We start from the raw sequence: 21,902 nt of genomic DNA, 5'->3' as shown, positions 1-21,902 counted from the left end.
AGTCCATGAAGCTATCAACCAAGCTGTTTATCGGGTTTGTCCTGATTTCACTGCTTTTCACCACTGTTGCCATCGTAAACTTCAGGTTGTCGGAGGATGTGATCGAAAACATGCGCTGGGTAACACGCTCTCAGATCGTGGTCCGAAACTCTGCTTCGCTACAGCGCAACATCATCGACATGGAATCAGGTTTGCGTGGCTACCTGCTCAACGGGAACGAAGTATTTCTGGAGCCTTATCACGAAGCGAAAAGACTACTGACCAGGCTTCGGGAAGATGTACGGAATTATACCGCCTCTGAAAGCCAGAAACAGAAACTGGATAAAATTATCAAGACGCATGATGACTGGATAACGCAATATGCGGAGCCGCTTATCGAGATGAAGAGAAGCGATACACTGGATGTCTCCTCTCGGGCCTTCGACATGAAACTCGATACGCTGGTGCTGGGCGAAAAAGTATTGATGGACACCATCCGAAGTGACTTCCGCGTGTTCAACTCGCATGAGTATACTTTGCGTGGGGAAAGAAATGACCGGCTGAACACCAGTATCAATACTACAAGGCAAGTATCCACCGTTCTTACCATATTATCGGTGTTGCTGGGTCTCGGTTGGGCATGGTACATTACCCGGATCATCTCTAACCGTATCATGAAAATGGTAACACTGGCCGAGAAAATCTCGAAAGGAGATTACCAGACCCAGATCGTGGATACGTCTAAAGACGAACTCAGCCAGCTGTCACACTCCCTTAACAGGATGTCAGCCACGATTGACGAGACCTTTTCGGAGCTTGATCGCAAGAACAAAGAGCTGGACCAGTTTGCCTATGTGGTGTCGCATGACCTGAAGGCGCCATTGAGAGGCATAGAGGTTGCCTCGCGGTGGGTGGAAGAAGACATGGGGCAGAATCTGCCTGATAATATTAAAGAGTACCTGCTGATGATGCGTGTGCGGGTACACCGCATGGAAAACCTGATCAACGGCATACTGGCACTTGCCCGCGTGGACCGGAACAGCTATGTGCAGGAAGTGGTGGATGTCCAGCAGCTCTTAACAGAGGTTACGGATATGGCTTCGGCACCCAATGGGTTTACTATGAACATTGGTCCCGGAATGCCGGAAATATACACAGAGCGGGTGCATTTGCATCAGGTTTTTCTTAACCTGATCTCTAATGCGATCAAGTACCATGACCGGGAGGACGGGCATATCGACATCACTTGCCAGGAGGCAGAAAATTTTTATACCTTCTCGGTTTCAGACGACGGTCCAGGTATAGCCCCAGAGTACCATGAGCGCATATTTGTGATCTTCCAGACACTGCAGGAGCGTGACGCGGTCGAAAGTACAGGGGTGGGACTAGCTATAGTAAAAAAGATTGTAGAGCGACATGGAGGGAACATCTGGGTGGCCTCCAGCCCCGGCCAAGGGGCTACTTTCAGTTTTACCTGGCCTAAAAACCAGGCGTAATTGAAAGATTTATATTAATTTTGATCATTGAATTTCGACAAGCGCTATGATAAATAAAGACGTTAATATCCTTTTAGTAGAAGATGACTACCTGGATATTATGAATGTGGAACGTGAACTTAAAAAAATAGGCATTACTCACCCGATCCATGTGGCTCGTAATGGCCGTGAGGCACTTGATATGCTGCGCGGAAGCGGTGTGCCCAAAATATCGCCTGCTCCCAGTGTGATTCTGCTAGACATCAACATGCCGCGCATGAATGGCCTGGAGTTTTTAACCGAGCTGCGCCGTGAGCCGGAATTCAGCCACATTCCGGTGTTTATCATGACCACTTCGAACGAAGAAACGGATCGTATGGCTGCTCAGCGGCTCAATGTCTCAGGTTATATCGTCAAGCCGATGAGCTTCGAAAACTTCGAAGCCAGCCCGTCATCACTCGATAACTTCACGCTGTTTCTCGACCTTATCAAACTTAAATAGAGGTCCTGTTATTCTTCTTTAGGAAACAGCATCAATTGCTCTTCTGACAGCAACCTGAAGGATTGCCGATGGTACTGCGTAGCCCCAAACTGTGCAATACTGTTACGGTGCTCCTTCGTTGGGTAGCCTGCATTGCGTTCCCAGCCATAATGGCTGTGCTCCTTTGCTAGTGCGCACATCAGTTCGTCGCGGTGCGTTTTGGCCAGCACCGAGGCTGCCGCAATAGACAGATACTTTCCATCCCCCTTTACCACACAGGTATGGCGCAGTGCGCCGTATGCCTTAAATCTGTTACCGTCCACAATTAGGTACTCCGGCTCCATTTCCAGCCCCTCAATAGCCCGGTGCATGGCCAGGTAGGTAGCTTGCAGAATGTTTATCTGGTCGATCTCCTCAGGACTTGCCTCGCCAATGGCCCAGGCTACCGCATCACGTATAATATCGACCCGCAGCTGCAGCCTTTGCTTATGGCTGAGCTGCTTTGAATCGTTCAGCAAGGAATGGTCATAGTCTGGTGGTAGTATCACAGCAGCGGCCACAACAGGGCCTGCCAAACAGCCCCGACCGGCCTCGTCTATACCTGCCTCTAAGGTATAGCCACTGTAGTTGGGAAGAAGTGCCATAGCATCAGTTGAAATTTGAATAACAAAAATAAAACAAAAAGCCCTGCCAGCTTGCGCTGACAGAGCTTTTCAAATCTATACTATCCGTGAGGCTTAGTATCCAGGGTTTTGCTGAGCAGCTAACACAGGGTTAGCATTGATCTCAGTAATTGGAATAGGCCAGATAAAACGGTAGTCATCATAAGGAATGGCAGCTATGGTTCTGGCACCTTCTCTAACTGAACCACTTGCAGCATTATAATCTGTGCGCTGCAAATTAGCAGAGGCTACTTTAGCAGGAATTCCTTGCGGTGCAAATTTACCCTCCTTAGCCAGACGGTGAATATCCTTCCATCGAATACCTTCACCCAAAAACTCTATTCTGCGTTCGTTCACGATTGCCTGAATCAATGCATCACCAGACAGACCAGAATAAAGCTGATCAGTAGATCGGCCACGTACAGCGTTCAGAATACTTAGAGCAGCGGCATCGTTACCCGTTCTCGCTAAGCCCTCTGCCGTATTAAGTAGAACTTCTGCATAGCGGTGAATAGGAGACCAGTCAGATTGTGTGGCTGCATCTCTATACTTATTAGTGTAAATAGCTCTTGTAGTGCTAACCGTGATATCACGACGGTCGTCATCAGCTGGCCAGAACGCTGCATTCCAGATGATTGGGCTGATTGCAACTAGTGCTCTACCACCTGTGCCAGCATTGTACATCTGACCCAGAGAGCCATTCACACTGGCGTTGTCAATAGCTGAGTTCTCGAAAGAGAAGATGGACTCAGTGTTGTTACCATTAGCTGCCCAAGGGCCATCAGCAGTCTCAGTAAGTCTGTAGCCACCTATTGGGCTTACAAATGGAGCCGACTCAGGCACCATTTTACGTCCTTCTGTAACTACTCCTGCAAAGTCTTGCTTGTGAAGCAATACTCTCGTTTTAAGCGCAACTGCTGCACCTTTAGTAGCTCTGGAAATTCTCAATGCAGCACCTCTTGTTTCAGGGAGAAATTCTTCTGCAAAGTTAAGATCCTGAAGCAATAAGTCGTATCCTTCTCTTACAGTGTTTCTACCCTGTGCTCTAGCTTCTTCCACACGTGCAGGAGTATTAACAGCTATTGTTCTGTAAGGCACACCCAAGTGCGATGCGTCAGGCGTATGATTATACGGGCGCGCAAAGTGAACTAAAAGCTCATGATGTGACAGAGCGCGAAGGTAGCGGGCCTCCGCTTCATACTGCTGGGCAACTTCAGCGGTAATAATATTGCTGGCTAGTGCATTCTGCAATCCTTCGATTACCACGTTTGCCTGGTTGATTACAGCATACAGGGTTTCGAAATGATACTGGTTATTAGCAGAAGCTGCATTATAGTTGCTTTCATACGTGATCGCATAGAAAGCCTCCAGATTCAGCATGTCCTCGCCTCGGTTATCACCTTGCTCCACGTGAGCAGCACCAAACGGATAGCCACGAACTGCACCACCAGCGTAGAAACCACTTTGAGCGGCATCATAGATACCCACTACAGCCAAGTTAATTCGCTCAGGAGTAGTAAAAGCTGTTTCTTCGGTCAGTGCATTGTAAGGCATTAAGTCCATTACCTCCTTCTCACACGAAGTCAGCATCAGCGACAAGCATACCGCAGGAGCCATTACAGCCAGCTTCAGCTTATTTTTATAATAAAATATATTTTTCATTTTGAAAGTAATTAAAAATTAGAAACCAAGATTCAAGCCAACAGTAATCACACGCTGTTGTGGCTGACCGTTGAAGTCTACACCCATCATGCTGTTATTACCGTCAATATTGGTGAATGTCTCTGGATCCAAACCTTCATATTTTGTGAATACAAAAGCATTCTGAACCTGAGCATAAATTCTCAGACGATCAACGTTTACACGCTCTGTTATTGATTTTGGCAATGTGTAACCAAGTGACATATTACTCACTTTCAAGAAGTTGCCATTTTCTACAAAGCGAGAAGAAGCTTCGTTGTCACGGTTGATGAAAGTACTGTAACCCGTTCTGATTTTTGGAGTCTGGCCATCACCTGGGTTCTCTGGAGACTGCCATCTGCCAAGGATCTCAGTACCGTTGTTTTCAAACAGCATCGTTAACAGGTCCTGACGTGTACGGTTCATGATCTTGTTACCACCTGAGAAACGCACGAATATGTTTGCATCGAAGTTGCCCAGCTTAAAGTTGTTGTCGAAACCACCGAACCACTTAGGAAGCGTGTTGCCAAGAATCACTTTATCAGCCGCGCTCAGAGAAGAAGAAGCTCCCAGTACGCTTGGATTAGCAGGATCGTACACATAGAAGGCACCAGCAGACTTACCAGGAGCAGCAGTTACGTTACCTTGGATAAGTGTACCATCAGCTTTACGGAAAATTGGGTTACCATTTGACATGTTAACACCTTCATACTGATAACCATAAATGGAGTTGATAGACTCTCCTTCACGGTGAATAGTGTAAGGGAATACAATGTCAGCACCGTTTACAAGCTCTTTAATTTGGTTGTTCTGCGTAGAGAAGTTCAGGTTAGAGTTCCAACTGAAGTTAGACTTGTCGATCACTGTACCAGAAATTGCGAACTCCAGACCATCGTTCACGATACGGCCAATGTTGCTGTTAATGTAGTTGTTAGGAACACCCAAAGAAGGGGCTGTTGGCGCTTGAAGCACGATATCAGAGTTATCTTTTCTCCAATAAGCCATTTCTAAGTTCAGTCTTCCGTCGAATAAGCCTACATCAAGACCAACATCAGATATTCTCTGAGATTCCCACTTCAGGAATGGATTAGCAGTTTGACCGTAAGAGATACCATTCTGACCACCATATAAGGCAGCACCGAATGTGCCAAGGTATGGATAGTTACCAGCGATGTCTACGTTACCAACCTGAGCATAGCTACCTCTGATTCTCAAGTCAGAGATAACACTAAGGGCAGAGGAGTTCTTGAAGAAATCTTCTTCAGAGATTCTATAGGCCGCAGAAACACCTGGGAAGTAACCCCAACGATTGTCTTCTGGTAGCTTAGACAAACCGTCCACACGCATTGACACGCCAAAGTAGTACTTGCTGGCAAAGTTATAGTTAACACGAGCCAGGTAAGATACCAGACCGTTTTCACCGATGTTACCACCAGAGAACTGGTTAGAGTAAGAGCCGCTTACCAGGTTTTCACGGAAGAAAGCATCTGCCAAGCCTGTACCCTGTGCCTGGAACCAACGGTTTCTGGTTTTAGTGTATTCTTGTACTAATGTCGCGTCAAGGTTATGAACTTCATTCAGAGTCTTGTTGTAAGACAAGATGTTCTGCCAGTTCCAACGGTTGATTGGTGTGAATACCTGAGAAACAAGACCGGCCGACCCTATACCGTCACCATGAACCGGGTTATTATAAAGAAAGTCATCTGTCAAGCTGATGTCAGCACCTATCAACGTTTTGAAACGGAGATTGTCCACCAATTTAAAGTCCAAGAAAGCATTACCCAAACCACGGTAAGAAGTTGACTTACGCAGATTGTTGTCGAGTACGTATCGGATGTTTGGAATACCGTTAGCGATGATCATTGTGTTTGGACCACGTCCAAGCGCCCGAGGCTCATCAAAGTCGATATTGTAACCTGTTGGATGCTCAGGGTTGAACACAGGCACGTTAGGGTGCATACGAATTACACCGAACATGTTACCAGAAAGGTTGTTAGAACCTGTCAGTGGTCCCTGGTTAGTTTGATTTGACAAACCTGCAGAGAGGCCGAAATCCAACCAGTTCGTTACTTTAGTAGTCAGGTTCGTACGAACTGTGTAGCGCTCCAGGCTGTTAGCACGGCCAATACCTTCCTGGTTTGAATAACCTAAAGAGAAGAAGTAAGTGCTTCTGTCAGTACCTCCGCTAGCAGAAAAAGCGTGGCTATGCTGGAAAGCAGTACGGAATACTTCCTTGTTCCAGTCTGTGTCATGCTCACCAAGTCTGGCTGGCTCAGCCTGTCCGGCGTTTCTGTACTTTTCGTTCTGAATTTCAACAAATTCGCTTGCATTTAGCAGGTCATGCAGTTGGATTGCCTTCGCAGAACCAGCCCAGCCATCGTAGGAGAACTTTGCCTGACCAGACTTACCACGCTTGGTAGTAATAAGGATTACACCGTTAGAAGCACGTGAACCGTAAACCGCTGTCGCAGCACCATCCTTCAGGATCTCGAATGACTCGATATCGTTCGGGTTAATGTCAGCAAGAGCGTTGTTTGGTGTAAAGGCACCTAAGTTACCAGTCACTGCTGGCACCCCATCAATGATGATAAGTGGCTGCGTGCTGGAAGAGATCGTATTTACACCACGGATGTTGATTCTCGGAGGTGCACCCAGGATACCTGAAGGCTGTGTGATCTGTACACCAGACGCACGACCTGCCAGCTGTTGGTCAAAGGAAGGCGTTGCCAAGTTAGCAAGTGTCTCACCTTTTACAGTGGCAATGGAGCTGGTAACGTCTTTTTTCTGCTGTGTACCATAACCAACCACTACAACTTCATCCAGTTGTCTCTGGTCGATTTCAAGTGCCACGTTAATAGTAGCGGCTGTCCCAATAGGACGCTCTACTGTTCTGTAGCCGAGGAAGCGGAAAACGAGTGTGTTGCCGTCTGCCGGCACACTAATAGAATAAGTACCGTCAGCACCGGTAGCCGTACCGGAGCTAGTGCCCTTTACAAGCACTGCAACACCAGGAAGGCCTTGGCCAGTCGACTGGTCTGTCACAGTACCCGTAACAGTTCTGCCCTGCGCCAATGCCTGTTGAAGCACGACGAATACCAGCGCAAAACTCAATAGTAGTAGTTTTTTCATTGGTCTGTTAATTGAGGTGAAAGATAAATAGTAGTTAAGATTTAAGGTTTAAGATTTACAATAAGCATATGCGATATGATGGCCTGTACACGTAGAGTATCGTTAACTAACTGGTAAAAAAGCTGCATAAAGGTATGTCGGTATTTAGCTTCTTAACAGAAATAAATCAAGCTTGTTTAGTACTTAAGCAAACTTTACTGACTATTTGGATGCTCCAAACTAAGAATATTTTTTCAATATATACAAAACTGCTATTTAAAATTCTCCAACCTTATCTACGTCTTTTTCAGCCATTTAACCCTTTATCTTGTGTTATTACAAATTACCATCATCTCAAAATAGATGTATTTATATATAATACACTGAATTTCACACTCCTACCAACTGCACCCCTAAGAAGTCACCTCAACATATCACCAAAACAATTAATACACAGCAAATCGCAACACTCATAAGTTATTCTTATTCAGTGTTATAACACACACCGCATTATCAGCTCTCCAAATCAGCTTTGGCCAGAATTCTTAAACTTCAAACCCGAATAGGGTCCATCATAAGTATCCTTTACTACATAAAGCCAGAATCCTATCAGCATAACCTCACACCTGGCCGTTCCAAACCTACAAAAGCATTTGACACATACCTCATGATGCGGAGCATAGCTACAAATTTGAAAAGCATTTTTCAGCTCACTTCACTCTCCTGCTTCCTGATTACCCTCTCTCCGATTACAGTCAAACAGCTACATTATAACATTAAAAATATAAATATATGAATAACAAAAACTCAATATTATAACATTGTTTTTTAGTTAAAATGCTATAAATCAAGTGCCAATTAAAATTTAACACGTATAATGTTATGATTAGTAAATTGAATTTTAACATTAAAAAATCAATACACTACTATATTTAATGTTTTAACATTCTATTTAGCATTATAGAGTCCATTTTTGCAGAAAAGGCTCTTCTAATCCTTCCTCACCACTAAGTGCCTTAGTTTCTGGCACTTTTGCCAAATTGATTCTATACATCTTCTGAATCCAAAACTTTTTGGGAACATGAACAAACTACTACTAGTAAGTTTTATTCTGGTGCTCGCTCTTTTTCAGCAAGGCATGGCCCAGACTAGAACGGTTACGGGTACCGTGACAGATCAGGAAACAGGGCAAGGACTGCCCGGTGTCGCAGTGTTGGTACAAGGTACCAACGTCGGCACCGCTACCGGAGCCAACGGAGAATACTCCATCAATGTGCCGGCTGGCTCTAATACACTTACCTACCGCTTCATTGGCTATGCCACTGTTACACGCAATATCGATAATCAGAGCACGATCGATGTAGCCTTAAGCGTAGACACCAGGCAACTGAGCGAAGTTGTTGTGACAGCTTTTGGTATTGAAAGGGAAGAAAGAGCTTTGAGTTATTCGGTGCAGCAGGTAGAAGGTGAAGCCGTAACACGTGCTAACCACCCGAACGTCACTAATGCTCTCCAAGGCAAGGTGGCAGGCGTAGTAGTGCGCCAGTCCAGTGGTATGCCGGGTTCGTCTTCGCAGATCACGATTCGGGGAGCACGCTCCCTGGTAGGCAACAACCAGCCTCTGTATGTAGTGGATGGTATGCCAATCGAAAGTGATGCCATCCAGCAAGCAGGTGGTGCAGGTATAGGTGTTGGCGGTGTGAGCGGCACCGATGCCTCAGCACGTGCACTAGATATCAACCCAAATGACATCGAATCAATATCTGTACTAAAAGGCGGTGCCGCAGCAGCCTTGTACGGGGTTCGTGCTGCCAACGGGGTGGTTATTATAACAACTAAGAGAGGCAGGGGCCTGGAGGAAAGAAAAGCTGCTACAGTAACCTTCTCTTCTGACTACCAGATTGACCGCGCCTCACGGCTTCCAGACTTACAAAGCACCTACTCCCAGGGCTCTGGAGGACAATACTCAAACAACTCCTCGCTATCCTGGGGACCAAGAATAAGTGAGCTCGGAGATGTTACCAACGCCATCGGGGAAACTGCGCCAGGAAACAGGGTCTTTGACAATGTGGACCCCTTCTTCCAGACTGGCCATACGGCAACAAACAGTCTTACAATAGCCAACAGCGGCCAGATAGGTAACTATGCTGTCACTTTAGGCTACACTGATCAGGAAGGTATAATTCCGACAACAGGTATGGAGCGCTTTAACGGCAAGGTTGCCGGTGAATTTAATGTTCACCCCAAAGTAACGATTGGTGCTTCTGCAAACTATTCGGATGTACACATTGATAAGGTGCCTGGGGGGTCTAACCTTTCCAATCCGCTTTTCACATTGTATGCAGCACCGAGAAACTTTGACCTGTGGGGACTCCCTTTTGCAGATCCACTCAACCCATACAGACAGTTCAACTACCGCGGTGCGATCGATAATCCACGCTGGGCACTGGCCAATAACCAGTTCTATGAAGATACCCGTCGTATTATCAGTACTGCAAACGTTTCCTACAAACCGCTAGATTGGATAACTCTAAACTACAGACTTGGCGGAGACTTTTTTATCACAGATGGTAAAGAGGTATACGAGCTTGGCTCAGGCTTTACAGGAGGTAGAACTGCGCAGCCAAGCGGTGGCCAAATAAATGACTATGCCTTCAATCAGAATCAGATTAACTCTAATCTCTCTGTTAGCTTTAACCGTGATTTCTCAGAGGATATTAGTGCTAACCTGCTGCTTGGCAATGAGGTATACGACATCAGAAACCGCTTGATCTCAACGGTAGGCCGTGGTATTGCACAAGGTGGTTTCCGTAACATTGGCAACACTGTTGTGCAGAACGCCAGCGAGACCATTACCCGCAGACGAGTAGCTGGCTTTTATGCCAACGCCGAAGTAGGTTTCAGAGACTATCTGTTCTTAAACGCATCTGCCCGTCAGGATTATGTGTCTAACCTGGCACGTGGCAACCGCACTTTCTTCTATCCTTCAGTGGGCGTTGGTTTTGCATTTACAGATGCCTTCGAGCTGCAGAACGACATCCTTACATTTGGTAAACTAAGAGCTTCTTATGCTGAGGCTGGTCAGGCCCCTGACCAGGCTTACATAACCAGAAACATCTTCGTACCTGGCGGTGCCCTGAACGTGGGCGGTTTCCTGAATGACGGTATCCAATTCCCATTCAATAACACGATTGGTTATACCCGTAGCGCCGTATTCAGAACAGAAGAGTTAAGACCACAAAACACCAGAACAATTGAGTTTGGTGGTGATTTCAGATTCCTGGACAACCGGATCACCTTAGACTATACCTATTATGTGCAGACAACTGAAGACCAGATATTCAGCGTCCCGGTTGCCGCATCATCTGGTTTTACATCTGAGTTTAGAAATGCCGGTAGATTGGAAACTAAAGGCCATGAGTTGATTTTCAGTCTTATCCCTGTAAGAAACGACAACTTCGAATGGACGTTCACCACAAACTTCACCCGATACAGAAACAAGGTAATCGAGCTGGCCGAGGGTGTTGAGAATATCTTCTTGGGAGGCTTCGTTACACCTAACGTAAGAGCCGAAGCAGGGGCTTTGTATCCCATCATTTTTGGCTCCTCATTCGTGAGGGACGGTAATGGCAACGTTGTGGTGGATAGTCGTGAAACCATAGGTGGCAATCCAAATCCATTCTACGGCATGCCTTTGGCTGGTGAGGCTAAGAACATAGGCAATGTGCAGCCAGACTTCGAAATATCCTTTACAAACGGCATCACCTTCGGAGGCATCAATTTGACTGCACAGGTAGACTGGAGAAAGGGTGGCAAGATGTATGCAGGCAATACAAGACTTCTGAAACTGTACGGTATGGCTGAAATTACAGAAGACCGTGAAAGTGCTTATGTCTATCCTGGCGTGAAAGGTTTCCTGGATACCAATGGTGACCTTGTCGTAGAGGGAGACAATGACATTGAAATCGTTAGAGGACAGAACTTCTGGTCCAGTGCCATGGACGCCATCGACGAATCAAACGTCTACTCTACTTCCTTTGTAAGGCTCAGAGAAGTGGCTCTAAGCTACTCCTTACCAACAAGCTTGATAGAACGCACTTTCATCAGGAATGCCTCTATCGTGCTGACAGGCCGCAACCTCTTTCTCATAACAGACTACCCGAACTTTGACCCGGAGACAAGCGTGGGTGGCGGTACTAACTTCCAGGGACTTGAGTATGTGACACTTCCTCAGGCAAGGAGCTTTGGTGCTGGTTTAAGGTTAACATTTTAATGGACAGAAATCACACGATCATGAAGAAGTATAGATTTTACAGCTTTCTCTTAGCAGCGGCTCTTATTATAGGAGGCACTGCCTGCGACGAGGATAAATTAGACGAAATTGACACCAACCCCAATAGCCCGGAACAAGTCTCGGTCAACCTACTGCTCCCACAAGTAACAGTAAACGTACCTACAGCTGTTACAGGGGCTGACTTAGCCTGGTATTCATCTGTTTTTGTACAGCACACCGCCGGTGTGCACGCACAGTTACAGGAAGCAGATCGCCGGTCTGGCCTCCAGAATAACACGTTGGTGAATAACATGTGGAACAACATTTATGCGGGCGTGCTGCCTGACCTTAACATCATTATTGAAAGAGGTTCTGCAGGCGGTGAGGAGGAAGGAAACTTCAGGCACGTAGGTATAGCAAAAGTTTTGAAGGCCTATACCCTATCTGTAGCGACCGATGCCTGGGGACCTGTACCCTCTGCAGAGGCTGGACGGGGAGTCGAGAACCGCACGCCTACCTACGATTCGCAGGAGCAAGTTTATACGCAGATACAAAGCCTGCTAGACGAGGCGATCGTTGACTTAGCAACAACGGCTCCCTCGCCTGGCAACCAGGATTTGATTTATGGGGGCAGTGCTGAGTTATGGACAAGGGCTGCTTATTCTCTGAAGGCACGTTATTATAACCGCCTGAGCAATATTGACCCGCAGGGATCTGCAACGGCTGCCTTGGAAGCGGCTGCACAGGGTTTTCAGAGCGCTGCAGACAACCTCGTCTTCCGGCGATACACTGCCGCAGCAATCGGCGAACATCCGTGGTTCCAGGAGTCGAATGACCGTAGCCACCACGCTGTAAGCCAATCTTTCGTGGCTACCCTTCAAAACCTGAACGACCCACGTCTGGAGGCCATGGTAGCACCTGCCCGTGATCCGGGAGTTATCACAGGAGCTCCTAATGGAACACAGATAAACGACCAGGCAAACAGAGCCTTCTCTGATCCAACAGCGGCTGTGCTTAATGCGACCGCGCCTATGCCAATGATGACTTATGACGAATTGCTCTTCATACAGGCAGAGGCACAACTGAGGTTAGGCAATACAGGCGAAGCGCTTACTGCTTATCAAAATGGAATCAGGGCTGCCATGCAAAGACAAATAAATGCACCAGCTGCAGCAATTGATGCATATATAGCAGCAAATGCCAACACTGTTTCACAGGAGGCCATTATCCTCCAAAAGTGGATTGCCTTCTGGCTGTTCCAGCCCTTTGAGGCTTATAATGATTGGAGAAGAACGGGCATCCCTGGCTTTGTTGCCCAACATCAGATCTCGCCTCCACCGGTTCGTTTTCCATATGCGCAAAATGAATTGGACACAAACGAGGCAAATGTTCCAAACATCAGGGGCACTCAGATATTCTCTGACCCGGTATGGTGGGTGGATGGACAGCCAGATACACAGTAAATTCCGATATTTTCCACAAAAAAGAGGCTCCTGTATAGGAGCCTCTTTTTTGTGGAGGAAGGTATAGCCTCAATCTCTCCTTATGCTTGCATCAGGAATGCTTTAATATACTCGTCGAGATCGCCGTCCAGCACGTTCTGCACATCTGACCGCTCAACACCTGTCCGGATATCCTTCACAAGCTTGTAAGGATGCAGCACGTAGTTGCGTATCTGGGAGCCAAAGTCGATGCGTTTTTTAGTACTCTCCACACGGTCGCGCTCTTCGTTACGCTTGTCTATTTCTATCTGGTAAAGCCTTGATCTAAGCATGCGCAGGGCGTGCTCTTTGTTCATCAGCTGTGAGCGCTCGATCTGGCACTCGATCACGATGCCTGTCGGCTTATGTTTTAAACGCACCGCTGTCTCTACCTTGTTCACGTTCTGACCTCCGGCGCCTCCTGAGCGGAAGGTGTCCCACTCAATGTCGCTCGGGTTCACCTCGATGTTAATCGTATCATCCACTACCGGATAGGCAAATACGGAGGCAAAGGAAGTATGGCGTCGTCCACCGGAGTCAAACGGGGATATACGCACCAGACGATGTACCCCTATCTCAGATTTTAGATAGCCATAGGCGAAGTCGCCGGTGATCTCCAGGGTAGCTGACTTTATACCTGCTCCCTCACCCGGATTGTAGTTAACCTGCTTCACGCTAAACTTGTGCGACTCGGCCCACATGATGTACATGCGCATCAGCATTTCCGCCCAATCCTGGCTTTCGGTACCGCCTGCACCCGGGTTGATCTCCAAAATAGCGCTCAACTGGTCCTCTTCGCCACTTAGCATGCGCTTGAACTCCAGCCCTTCAATAGCGTCTTCTACCTTTTTCGCTTCCTGCTTTATGTCTTCTTCCGACACATCGCCTTCTTTGTAGAAATCGAAAAGCACTTCAAGGTCAGAAACCGTTTTCTCCACTTCTTCATAGTGGTCAGTCCATACCTTCAGAGACTTTACCTCTTTAAGCACTTTTTCAGCTGCTTTCGGGTCGTCCCAAAAGTCAGGTGCCAGTGTTTGCCTCTCTGTCTCGGCTATCTGTTGCTTCTTGTTATCGTAGTCAAAGATACCTCCTCAAGGCTTCAATACGAGCCTTTAATTCCTTCAATTGTTCTGAAGTCATGTTTCCTATTTTTTATTTAACGCTAAAATGCTGGACCAAAAGCCGTATACACTTCCAGTCCAGCATTTACTTTTATCTGATTACTATAGGCTGATCTTATAGATCCAGTTGTGCGGGTCAGGTGCCTGACCTGTCTTAATGCGATCCAGCTCTGCTGCAATGCCATTGGATATCTCGCGACCTTCTATTGCCGGCAGGTCCATGTCCTCGCCGTTGTAATGTATGGTGGCGATCTGGGCAATGGTAGCAGCGGTGCCCGTACCGAATGCTTCCTGAAGCTTGCCGGCTTTGTGAGCCTCCACAATCTCACTCACTGCTACTTTACGTTCCTCTACAGGTATACCTTTGTCGCGGGCAATCTGCAGCACACTATCGCGGGTGATGCCCGACAGAATGGTCGTGCTCACTGCCGGAGTCACGATCTTACCGTCAATCACAAACATCACGTTCATGGTGCCGGACTCTTCAATGTACTTGTGCTCGCGTGAGTCAGTCCAGATGAGCTGGTGGTAACCGCGTTCCTGCATTTTGCGTGCAGGGTACAGAGCAGCGCCGTAGTTACCGGCGGCCTTGGCATAACCGGCACCACCTTCTGCTGAGCGTACATAATTCGGCTCGATGGCAACACGCAGCGGCTGTCCATAGTAGGCCCCTACCGGGCAGCTAAACACGACAAAGCGGTAGCTCGATGACGGGCGCACACCAATAAAGTCATCGGTTGCAAAGATGAACGGACGAATATACAGTGCGCAACCCGGTGTTGGCGGCACCCAGGCGGCATCTAGGCGCAGCAATTGCTCCAGCCCCTGCATGAAGATCTCCTCAGGCAGCTCAGGTATGCACATGCGGTCACCCGAAATGTTCAGTCGCTTGAAGTTGTCGAGCGGTCTGAAAAGCAGGATGTCACCGTCTGCGTTTTTATAAGCCTTCATACCTTCAAATATCGCCTGACCATAGTGTAGGGCTGAGGTTGCCGGACTAAGCGACATGTTGCCGTAGGGCTTGATTTCAGGGTTCTGCCAGGCGCCGTCTTTGTAGTCGGCTACCAGCATGTGGTCGGCAAAAATTTTCCCGAATTCAATATTATTGAAGTCCAGCTCAGAAATGCGGCTCTGCGGGACGCACTGAGTAGGTATAGTTAGGGTATCAACTGACATAAATAAAGGGAATTATTAGTTGAACAATGTAATCAGACGCGTGGCTTCCAGGCAACTTCCTCAGCCTGTAACTCATACGTCATTTTGCGGCAAAGAGCGAACAGATAATCTGACAGACGGTTGAGGTACATGATCACCAGATCGTCTACCGGCGACTCTTCCTGCAGGCGGATGGCCAGGCGCTCGGCACGGCGGCATACGCAGCGGGCCAGATGACCGAATGAAACGGACTGATGACCGCCTGGCAGCACAAAGGCACGCAGTGGGGGCACTTCAGCCGTCATCTTGTCTATTTCCTGCTCCAGCAGGGTAACATCCTCTGCATGCAGGTCGGGGGTCACCATTTTGGTGTTCTTGTCAGGGTCGGTGGCCAGTGTGGAGCCGATGGTGAAGAGGCGGTCCTGTATCTCTTTCAGGATGTCGGCCCGGCTCTTGTTTACTTCCTGGTCGCGTACCAGTCCGATGTATGAGTTAAGTTCGTCTACGGTGCCGTAGGCTTCTATGCGTAGGTGCGACTTGGCTACACGAGTACCTCCTATAAGTGAAGTGGTGCCTTTGTCGCCTGTCTTGGTGTAAATTTTCATGAGCTATTGCGCAGCGTTTAGGTTTGCATGCGTTGTCACTTCGTGGTTGATTTCGTCTGATTCGATAAGTCCGTCACGAAGGCGCACAATCCGGTGAGCGTATTTGGCGATGTCCTCTTCGTGCGTCACCATGATAATGGTGTTGCCTTTGGCGTGCAGGTTCTCGAACAGCTCCATGATCTCGTAAGAGGTCTTGGTATCGAGGTTACCAGTCGGTTCGTCAGCCAGGATGATACTCGGGTCATTGATAAGCGCACGGGCAATGGCCACACGCTGGCGCTGACCACCCGACAGTTCGTTTGGCTTGTGCTTGCCACGGTTACCCAGGCCTACACTCTCCAGCGCTTGCTGTGCTTTCTCCTCACGCGCAGATTTGTTATATCCGGCATAGATCAGTGGGAGGGCTACATTCTCCAGAGAGCTCTGACGTGGCAACAGGTTAAAGGTCTGGAACACGAAACCGATCTCCTTGTTCCGAACCTCGGCCAGTTCATTGTCAGTCATGTTGCTCACATCATTCCCGTTCAGGACGTACTGCCCTCCGGAAGGCGTGTCCAGACAGCCAATGATATTCATAAGCGTTGACTTACCGGAACCAGAAGGACCCATAAACGCCACATACTCTCCTCGCTCTATCTTGATAGACACGGACTTGAGTGCATGGATGGTTTCGCTTCCCATGCGGTATACTTTCGAAATATCGTGTGTCTCGATGATGGTGCTCATAGAACCTGTTTTAGAGTTGCCACTGGTCCGCCGCTGCCTCCTTAGCTCGGCGCTGTTTATCAAATTTCTCTTTAAAAGTACTATATTCTGAAGCAGGAAGCAAGCTGCGCAATGAAACAAGTGCCTGGTCTGCATAGCTGACAAGCCCCCTGTTCACACTCTCAAGCGCATAGGCTTTGTAGAGCCTGGCAGAGTACGGATTGTAGGTGATCCCATCCAGCAAAATGTCATAAGCCTGCATCTCAGCGGGGCTGTATCGGGCAAAGAAAGCGGCGGCGTCCTCTACCACCTGCTCATCGTATAACAGCATCTTGAGTGACTGGCTGTAACGCTCGGCAGCTTCACGATCACGCCCCTTTACTTCGGCAATTTTAGCCCTGAAGTAGAGTTTCTGCCGCTTATCCTTTGGTGTCAGGTATAGGTTGTCCATCCGTTTCACCAGCACCTCGTGGTTCTTGGTATTCAGCCACAGGCGCATTTGCTGCAGGTTAAGTCTGGAGCGGAGCTCTCCTTCTGGCCGCAGGGCGGTAGCTGCCTCTTTTATGGCCTCATTTGCCTGCTTCCACTCCCGTCTTCCCATAAAGTAGTCTACCTTGGCTACCAATGCCTCACGGCGCAGGTCTTTCTCCTGCACGCTCTTCACGATGCGGTCTACATCTTCGGGCAGCAAATCAGGCAGGTATGCGATCAGATACTGCACCTTGTCGTGGTCCGGTGCCTGGGTGATGATGGTAGCCGGCGCCTGTTCCAGCACCTCTTCGAGCGACTGGGCCACCGCAACCGCCGACTCTACCTCTGTAAAGGCAACTTCGCGGAGTGCTTCTACAGCCTCGTCGGTCTGGTGATTGAGGGCCAGCGCATAGGCATGTGACAGAAAGGCCTGTGTAAACCCTCTGTCTTTGGCCTCCTTGAAATAATGGGCGGCGGCACCGTAGTTCTCCTCCTCCATCATCCAATGCCCCAACGCATTGTAGTAATATCCGCTGCGCTCCCCTGCGGCCAGCGCCAGGTTCTCTACTACGCTGCGTGCCTCTTTCGGCCTGCCATCGTAGTGGTGCACCAGGCCCTTCAGGTATAGCAGGTCTTCCATAAAGAGCCTGTTCTCCTGAGAACCAAGATAGCGGTTGATAGGCTTCAACAGCGATGTATCGCCATTGTTCACACTGGAAATGGTTTTGTTGTAGAATAGTGTCAGGTCCTCTACCCGCTCCAGCGAATCCGCCACAAAATCATCTTCCTTTATATCAGAGGTCTGTCCCAGCAGCTGGTTAAGTGCAGCCATGTTGCTGCGCAGTGGCTTGTATTTCGTGGAGCGGATCTCCGTGATCAGTTCCTTGGCCTCATCCGGCATGGCTTGGCGGGTATAGTAAGCCAGGCGATTGCTGCGCACCAGATCCTGATTTTCTGCATGCCGCTGGGCCAGGTCAAAATAGTAGGCTACACTGTCATGCACACTGGTCTGGGCATAAAGCAGAGCCAGGTTGTTGTAGATCTCCCCATTTTTAGGGAAAGCCTCTGCACCCTGCTGCAGCACATACAGCTTTTCGAAAAAGTACTGCTTGCGGTCGTACAGGTTCGCCAAACGGATGTAGAGCTTGGGGTTCGGGCTTCGCTCCAGTGCCTCCTGCAGACTCAGAATTTCTTTGTTGCGCTCGTTTTGAGCACGGTACATAGCCGACAAGCTAAAGCTCGCCTTCATGTTGTGGTTATCAAACAGATCGCTCTCTCTGTAGAAACGCTCTGCCAGAATCGAATTGTCGGAACTCTGGTACAGGTCGCCCAAGTAGCTGTAGTAACCGGCATAGGCATTGAAGTACACCCTGAACTGGGTGCGCATCACCAGAATGGCCAGCAAAATAGCCCCCATGGTGTAGATGGTATACACAGGCAGTTTGCGGGGTTCGTACACCACTTTGTAAACGGCCAGTCGCTGGTTGATCAGGTCCCCGAAGTTCACCATCACATACACAAAGAAGAAGGCTCCGAAGGCCAGGTGCGTATATACGATTAGGTTATGGAAAACTGAAATAGCGGAGTCGTTGGCGGTGGCATAGGCATAGCCGATGCTCAAAAAGGTAATCGTTGCAAACACCAGGTAGATGATGGCACCTGTGGGTTTGAACGGGAACAGTCTGCCATATAGAACTTCGCGCTGGCGCATGCCCCAAAAGCCGGCAATTGCAGAGATCAGTAGGATGACAAAGGCATTGATGTAAAACAGATCACCCTTTACATAGCCCACATGGCGCAGGTATAGCAGTACCAACGCAACCAGGTATAGCACGCTTACGAGCACAAACTGCCATATACTAAAGCGACGCTCCGGCTTAGCGGCCTGTGTATTGACCCAAAGCAGAGCATTGATGTTTTCGTACCCAACCCAGATCATAAAGAGCAGGGAGGCTACCATAAGCGCAAGCGAACTGTAGTTGGCCAGATGCAGGGTGGTCAGCAGCGGAGGGAAGTCTGACTCCATGTACACAAAGGAGCCTAGCAAACTCACCAGCGCGATCATCACCATTACCCTGACACTAAAGGAAACCTGCTGGTAAAAGGCCTGAAAAGCATAGCTGGCCAAAGCAAAGAACACGATGAATACCAGCAGCGTGGTCTGTCCAGTGTTGCTGCCGATCACCCCCAGTAGGTCCAGGTTGAAGGAGGCCAACAGCATCATGAGCAGCAGCATCCCTGCAAAGTATGGGATGCGCTTCATGGTGGTGATGGCCGCTGTGTAGAAAGCCAGGCAGAGAGCCAGCAAGAGCACCAGAGCTACTGCGGCAAACTTGTTGAGGGCAGGCATTGCCACATCGTACTGCTCTGTGAGCAGGTAGCCATCGGCATACAGGGTGAAGGGCTCCAATAGGCGCGAAAACTCGTGCACCGGCACCTGCACCACCTGTAGTTCAGGCAGCTTATCCCAGGCCATGAAATTGCTCTCGCCGGTAAAGTAATGGTATACCCCCAGCATGAGCGCCAGCACAGCCACGATCAGCAAAAACAGATAGGGATACCTGGTATCGGCATCCCAACTGTTCCAAAACTTAATTTTGTTCATAGACAAACCGTCGGACTATTCGAGCACTTTCGGTACTCTGAAATAATCGGAGTCTTTTCTAGGTGCGTTTTTCAGCGCTTCGTCGTGTGATACGGTATTCTGTGCCAGGTCTTCGCGCATCACGTTCACTTCTTCTGACATATGAATAAGCGGCTCTACACTTTCGGTGTCAAGTTCGCGAAGCTGGTCTACCCAGTTCAGGATCTTATTCAGGTCCTGCAGCATCTCCTGCTCCTTCTCTTCATTGAACTCCAGTCGGGCCAGGTGCGCGATCTTTCTAATGGTTTGTATATCGGTTGACATCTATTGTATTGTGTTTCTTAAGTTCTTCCTGAATAATATGAAATACTTCCTGCTTCAGCGCAGGCAGGTCCTGCAGCGTCATGCCTTTGGTTTCGATCGGCTCGTGTATGATGATCTTGAGCGGGTGCCAGCGCACTTTCAGCTTCCCATCCAGATCAGGCAAAAATTTGTGATTGTAGGGCATCGTCACTGGCACTACCGGCAACTGCTTCTCTATTGCCAGGCGAAAAGGGCCATCCTTGAATGCCAGCAGCTCCTCCCCTGCCGTGGGTGGTATGGTACCTTCCGGAAAAATCACCAAGTTGCGGCCCTGCTCCAGCGTGCGCACGGACTGTATGTAACTCTTGGCACTGCTGATCGCACTCTTACGGTCTACGGCAATGTATAGCTTTTCGTACACTTTTCCCCATAGCGGCACTCTGGTAAGCGAGCTTTTCCCGACAAAGTTAATAAAACCCGGAATGGCATGCAGCAACAGCGGAATATCGAGGTATGAACTGTGGTTAGGCGTAAAGATATACTGCTTTCCAGGGTTGAAACGCATACGCCACTCCACCCGCAAAGGCGTCAGGAACATGCGCAGGGCCGATGATGACCAGAAGCGGTTGATGCTGTGCACGCGCGGATACCAGCGCTGCTTACGTATAAGCACTGCCTGAAACGGATACGTGACCACAAAGGGCATCACAAACCAAGTGACACACCAGGTTGTATAAATGCGATGGGACAGGTATTTAAGCGCTTTCATGCCTTCAAATGTAAGAATAATCCACCAGTTATCAATCGGGGCGCTTCACCTGTGAGCCTTCATCATGCTTACTTGCCTTGCTGCAAAAGTATAGCTGCCTTGAGTATACCTGCCACACTGATAGCATCCGTTATCTCGTTGTCCATCACCATGCGCACAGCCTCCTCAAAGTGCACCCGTCGGATGTGAAGCTCCTCCGTCTCTTCAAAAGCTGTTTCACCGGCCTTTAGTTCCTGTGCCAGGAAAACAAAGCCCTCCTCATCTGTAACGGAATTGGAAGTATGCAGGCGGGCGATGTTGGTCCACTTTTCGGCTGTAAAACCGGTCTCTTCCTGCAGTTCCCGCTTCGCCGACTCGAGTATGTCGTTCTCGATCAGGCCGCCGCCCATCGGTATTTCCCAACTGTACTCGTTGAGCGCATAACGGTACTGCCCTACCAGGTAGGTATAGCCTTCGTCATCGACAGGTATAATGCCAATGGCTTTGTTTTTGAAGCTGACCACACCGTAAATGCCTTCTCCGCCGCGCGGGTTGAGCACTTGGTCTTCGCGCACTTTTATCCAGGGGTTCTGGTAGATGTCTTTGCTGGAAAGGGTGGTCCAGGGGTTATGTTGTTCGTCGATTATCATGCTATTTTCTTTTGGCGATCTTTTTGATCTCTACCTGCGCCCCTAACGGCAGCGAACACACTCCGATGATGGCACGGCCTATAGCCACTGCTCCTTCAGCACTTAAGGCTTTTCTGGGCAGCTGTTGAGCTTGTTTAAGATCTAATTGCGGGCAAAGATAACAAGGTATAGATGATTTTCTTCAGAGGCGATCAGCCTCTTCTATTTCTACCCTGGTATTATCTTTTTCCACGCCAGCTGTATCGGCGGGTGCCGTGTCAGGTTCTGGTTGGGTTATGGTTGTCTCCTCGGTGTCAGGCGTGCTGTTACAGCCAGCCATCAGAAAAGCACCCAGGGCGAAGGTTAGAAGATACTTTTTCATAATATCAGCTTCATTCAATTATTGATTATACAGATATCCCTGCTGCTATCCGGTTGTGTA

16 protein-coding genes are annotated in these 21,902 nt (G+C 48.6%); 4 read left to right on the top strand and 12 right to left on the bottom strand.

Annotated features, from left to right (window positions below; genetic code table 11):
- Window positions 1–5 precede the first annotated feature (5 nt).
- Both I0P70_RS01385 and I0P70_RS01380 read left to right on the top strand, forming a co-directional pair.
- The gene (locus I0P70_RS01385) at window positions 6–1,475 is read left to right on the top strand and encodes an ATP-binding protein (protein WP_196114417.1); all 1,470 of its coding nucleotides are present in this window, start codon (window positions 6–8) and stop codon (window positions 1,473–1,475) included.
- 46 nt (window positions 1,476–1,521) lie between these two features.
- Entirely contained in the window at window positions 1,522–1,956 is a 435-nt protein-coding gene (locus I0P70_RS01380; protein WP_196114416.1) for a response regulator, read from the top strand.
- Between the two features lie 8 nt (window positions 1,957–1,964).
- On the opposite strand, the gene I0P70_RS01375 is transcribed toward I0P70_RS01380, so the two are convergent.
- The 3 genes from I0P70_RS01375 to I0P70_RS01365 form a co-directional block, all read right to left on the bottom strand.
- Window positions 1,965–2,579 (bottom strand): ribonuclease HII, encoded by a 615-nt coding sequence (locus I0P70_RS01375; protein ID WP_196114415.1) that lies wholly within the window; start codon window positions 2,577–2,579, stop codon window positions 1,965–1,967.
- Between the two features lie 93 nt (window positions 2,580–2,672).
- Complete coding sequence (locus I0P70_RS01370) at window positions 2,673–4,259, bottom strand: RagB/SusD family nutrient uptake outer membrane protein (RefSeq protein WP_230391926.1); 1,587 nt, start codon at window positions 4,257–4,259, stop codon at window positions 2,673–2,675.
- Between the two features lie 18 nt (window positions 4,260–4,277).
- Window positions 4,278–7,406, bottom strand: a complete 3,129-nt coding sequence (locus tag I0P70_RS01365) for a TonB-dependent receptor (protein ID WP_230391925.1) — start codon at window positions 7,404–7,406, stop codon at window positions 4,278–4,280.
- A gap of 1,060 nt (window positions 7,407–8,466) precedes the next feature.
- On the opposite strand from I0P70_RS01365, the gene I0P70_RS01360 reads away from it, so the two are divergent.
- Both I0P70_RS01360 and I0P70_RS01355 read left to right on the top strand, forming a co-directional pair.
- A complete protein-coding gene (locus I0P70_RS01360; RefSeq protein WP_196114414.1) occupies window positions 8,467–11,658 on the top strand; it encodes a SusC/RagA family TonB-linked outer membrane protein in 3,192 nt (1,063 codons plus the stop codon).
- A complete protein-coding gene (locus I0P70_RS01355; RefSeq protein ID WP_230391924.1) occupies window positions 11,658–13,121 on the top strand; it encodes a SusD/RagB family nutrient-binding outer membrane lipoprotein in 1,464 nt (487 codons plus the stop codon). Before I0P70_RS01360 ends, I0P70_RS01355 begins: the two co-directional genes overlap by 1 nt.
- Window positions 13,122–13,201: 80 nt before the next feature.
- Here the strand turns inward: I0P70_RS01355 and prfB are convergent.
- The 9 genes from prfB to I0P70_RS01310 form a co-directional block, all read right to left on the bottom strand.
- A protein-coding gene (gene prfB, locus I0P70_RS01350; protein WP_196114412.1) for a peptide chain release factor 2 occupies window positions 13,202–14,279 on the bottom strand; the annotation gives its coding sequence in 2 pieces (ribosomal slippage) (window positions 13,202–14,218 and window positions 14,220–14,279; 1,077 coding nt in all).
- An 83-nt stretch (window positions 14,280–14,362) separates the two neighbouring features.
- Entirely contained in the window at window positions 14,363–15,436 is a 1,074-nt protein-coding gene (locus I0P70_RS01345) for a branched-chain amino acid aminotransferase (protein WP_196114411.1), read from the bottom strand.
- Between the two features lie 32 nt (window positions 15,437–15,468).
- A complete protein-coding gene (locus tag I0P70_RS01340) occupies window positions 15,469–16,020 on the bottom strand; it encodes a cob(I)yrinic acid a,c-diamide adenosyltransferase (protein ID WP_196114410.1) in 552 nt (183 codons plus the stop codon).
- 3 nt (window positions 16,021–16,023) lie between these two features.
- On the bottom strand, window positions 16,024–16,746 hold the full coding sequence (locus I0P70_RS01335; protein WP_196114409.1) for an ABC transporter ATP-binding protein: 723 nt from the start codon (window positions 16,744–16,746) through the stop codon (window positions 16,024–16,026).
- Window positions 16,747–16,756: 10 nt separating this feature from the next.
- Window positions 16,757–19,801 carry a hypothetical protein gene (locus tag I0P70_RS01330; protein ID WP_196114408.1) on the bottom strand — a complete coding sequence of 1,015 codons (3,045 nt, stop codon included), beginning with the start codon at window positions 19,799–19,801 and terminating at the stop codon, window positions 16,757–16,759.
- Window positions 19,802–19,816: 15 nt separating this feature from the next.
- Window positions 19,817–20,104: an Asp-tRNA(Asn)/Glu-tRNA(Gln) amidotransferase subunit GatC gene (gatC, locus tag I0P70_RS01325; RefSeq protein WP_007653720.1), complete on the bottom strand. Its 288-nt coding sequence runs from the start codon at window positions 20,102–20,104 to the stop codon at window positions 19,817–19,819.
- Window positions 20,079–20,852 (bottom strand): 1-acyl-sn-glycerol-3-phosphate acyltransferase, encoded by a 774-nt coding sequence (locus I0P70_RS01320; RefSeq protein ID WP_230391923.1) that lies wholly within the window; start codon window positions 20,850–20,852, stop codon window positions 20,079–20,081. Before I0P70_RS01320 ends, gatC begins: the two co-directional genes overlap by 26 nt.
- Window positions 20,853–20,920: 68 nt before the next feature.
- Window positions 20,921–21,481 carry an NUDIX hydrolase gene (locus tag I0P70_RS01315; RefSeq protein WP_196114407.1) on the bottom strand — a complete coding sequence of 187 codons (561 nt, stop codon included), beginning with the start codon at window positions 21,479–21,481 and terminating at the stop codon, window positions 20,921–20,923.
- 181 nt (window positions 21,482–21,662) lie between these two features.
- The gene (locus I0P70_RS01310; protein WP_196114406.1) at window positions 21,663–21,842 is read right to left on the bottom strand and encodes a hypothetical protein; all 180 of its coding nucleotides are present in this window, start codon (window positions 21,840–21,842) and stop codon (window positions 21,663–21,665) included.
- Between the last annotated feature and the right edge of the window lie 60 nt (window positions 21,843–21,902).

This window comes from Pontibacter sp. FD36 (genome assembly GCF_015686655.1).
Classification (GTDB): Bacteria; Bacteroidota; Bacteroidia; order Cytophagales; family Hymenobacteraceae; genus Pontibacter.
This window is presented reverse-complemented; position numbering and strand designations above follow the sequence as displayed.

Coding starts and splice junctions, on each gene's coding strand:
- I0P70_RS01340 (WP_196114410.1), bottom strand. CDS start 16,020: ATGAAAATTTACACCAAGACAGGCGACAAAGGCACCACTTCACTTATA.
- I0P70_RS01380 (WP_196114416.1), top strand. CDS start 1,522: ATGATAAATAAAGACGTTAATATCCTTTTAGTAGAAGATGACTACCTG.
- gatC (WP_007653720.1), bottom strand. CDS start 20,104: ATGTCAACCGATATACAAACCATTAGAAAGATCGCGCACCTGGCCCGA.
- I0P70_RS01320 (WP_230391923.1), bottom strand. CDS start 20,852: ATGAAAGCGCTTAAATACCTGTCCCATCGCATTTATACAACCTGGTGT.
- I0P70_RS01310 (WP_196114406.1), bottom strand. CDS start 21,842: ATGAAAAAGTATCTTCTAACCTTCGCCCTGGGTGCTTTTCTGATGGCT.
- I0P70_RS01330 (WP_196114408.1), bottom strand. CDS start 19,801: ATGAACAAAATTAAGTTTTGGAACAGTTGGGATGCCGATACCAGGTAT.
- I0P70_RS01365 (WP_230391925.1), bottom strand. CDS start 7,406: ATGAAAAAACTACTACTATTGAGTTTTGCGCTGGTATTCGTCGTGCTT.
- I0P70_RS01335 (WP_196114409.1), bottom strand. CDS start 16,746: ATGAGCACCATCATCGAGACACACGATATTTCGAAAGTATACCGCATG.
- I0P70_RS01315 (WP_196114407.1), bottom strand. CDS start 21,481: ATGATAATCGACGAACAACATAACCCCTGGACCACCCTTTCCAGCAAA.
- I0P70_RS01355 (WP_230391924.1), top strand. CDS start 11,658: ATGGACAGAAATCACACGATCATGAAGAAGTATAGATTTTACAGCTTT.
- I0P70_RS01385 (WP_196114417.1), top strand. CDS start 6: ATGAAGCTATCAACCAAGCTGTTTATCGGGTTTGTCCTGATTTCACTG.
- I0P70_RS01375 (WP_196114415.1), bottom strand. CDS start 2,579: ATGGCACTTCTTCCCAACTACAGTGGCTATACCTTAGAGGCAGGTATA.
- I0P70_RS01360 (WP_196114414.1), top strand. CDS start 8,467: ATGAACAAACTACTACTAGTAAGTTTTATTCTGGTGCTCGCTCTTTTT.
- I0P70_RS01345 (WP_196114411.1), bottom strand. CDS start 15,436: ATGTCAGTTGATACCCTAACTATACCTACTCAGTGCGTCCCGCAGAGC.
- I0P70_RS01370 (WP_230391926.1), bottom strand. CDS start 4,259: ATGAAAAATATATTTTATTATAAAAATAAGCTGAAGCTGGCTGTAATG.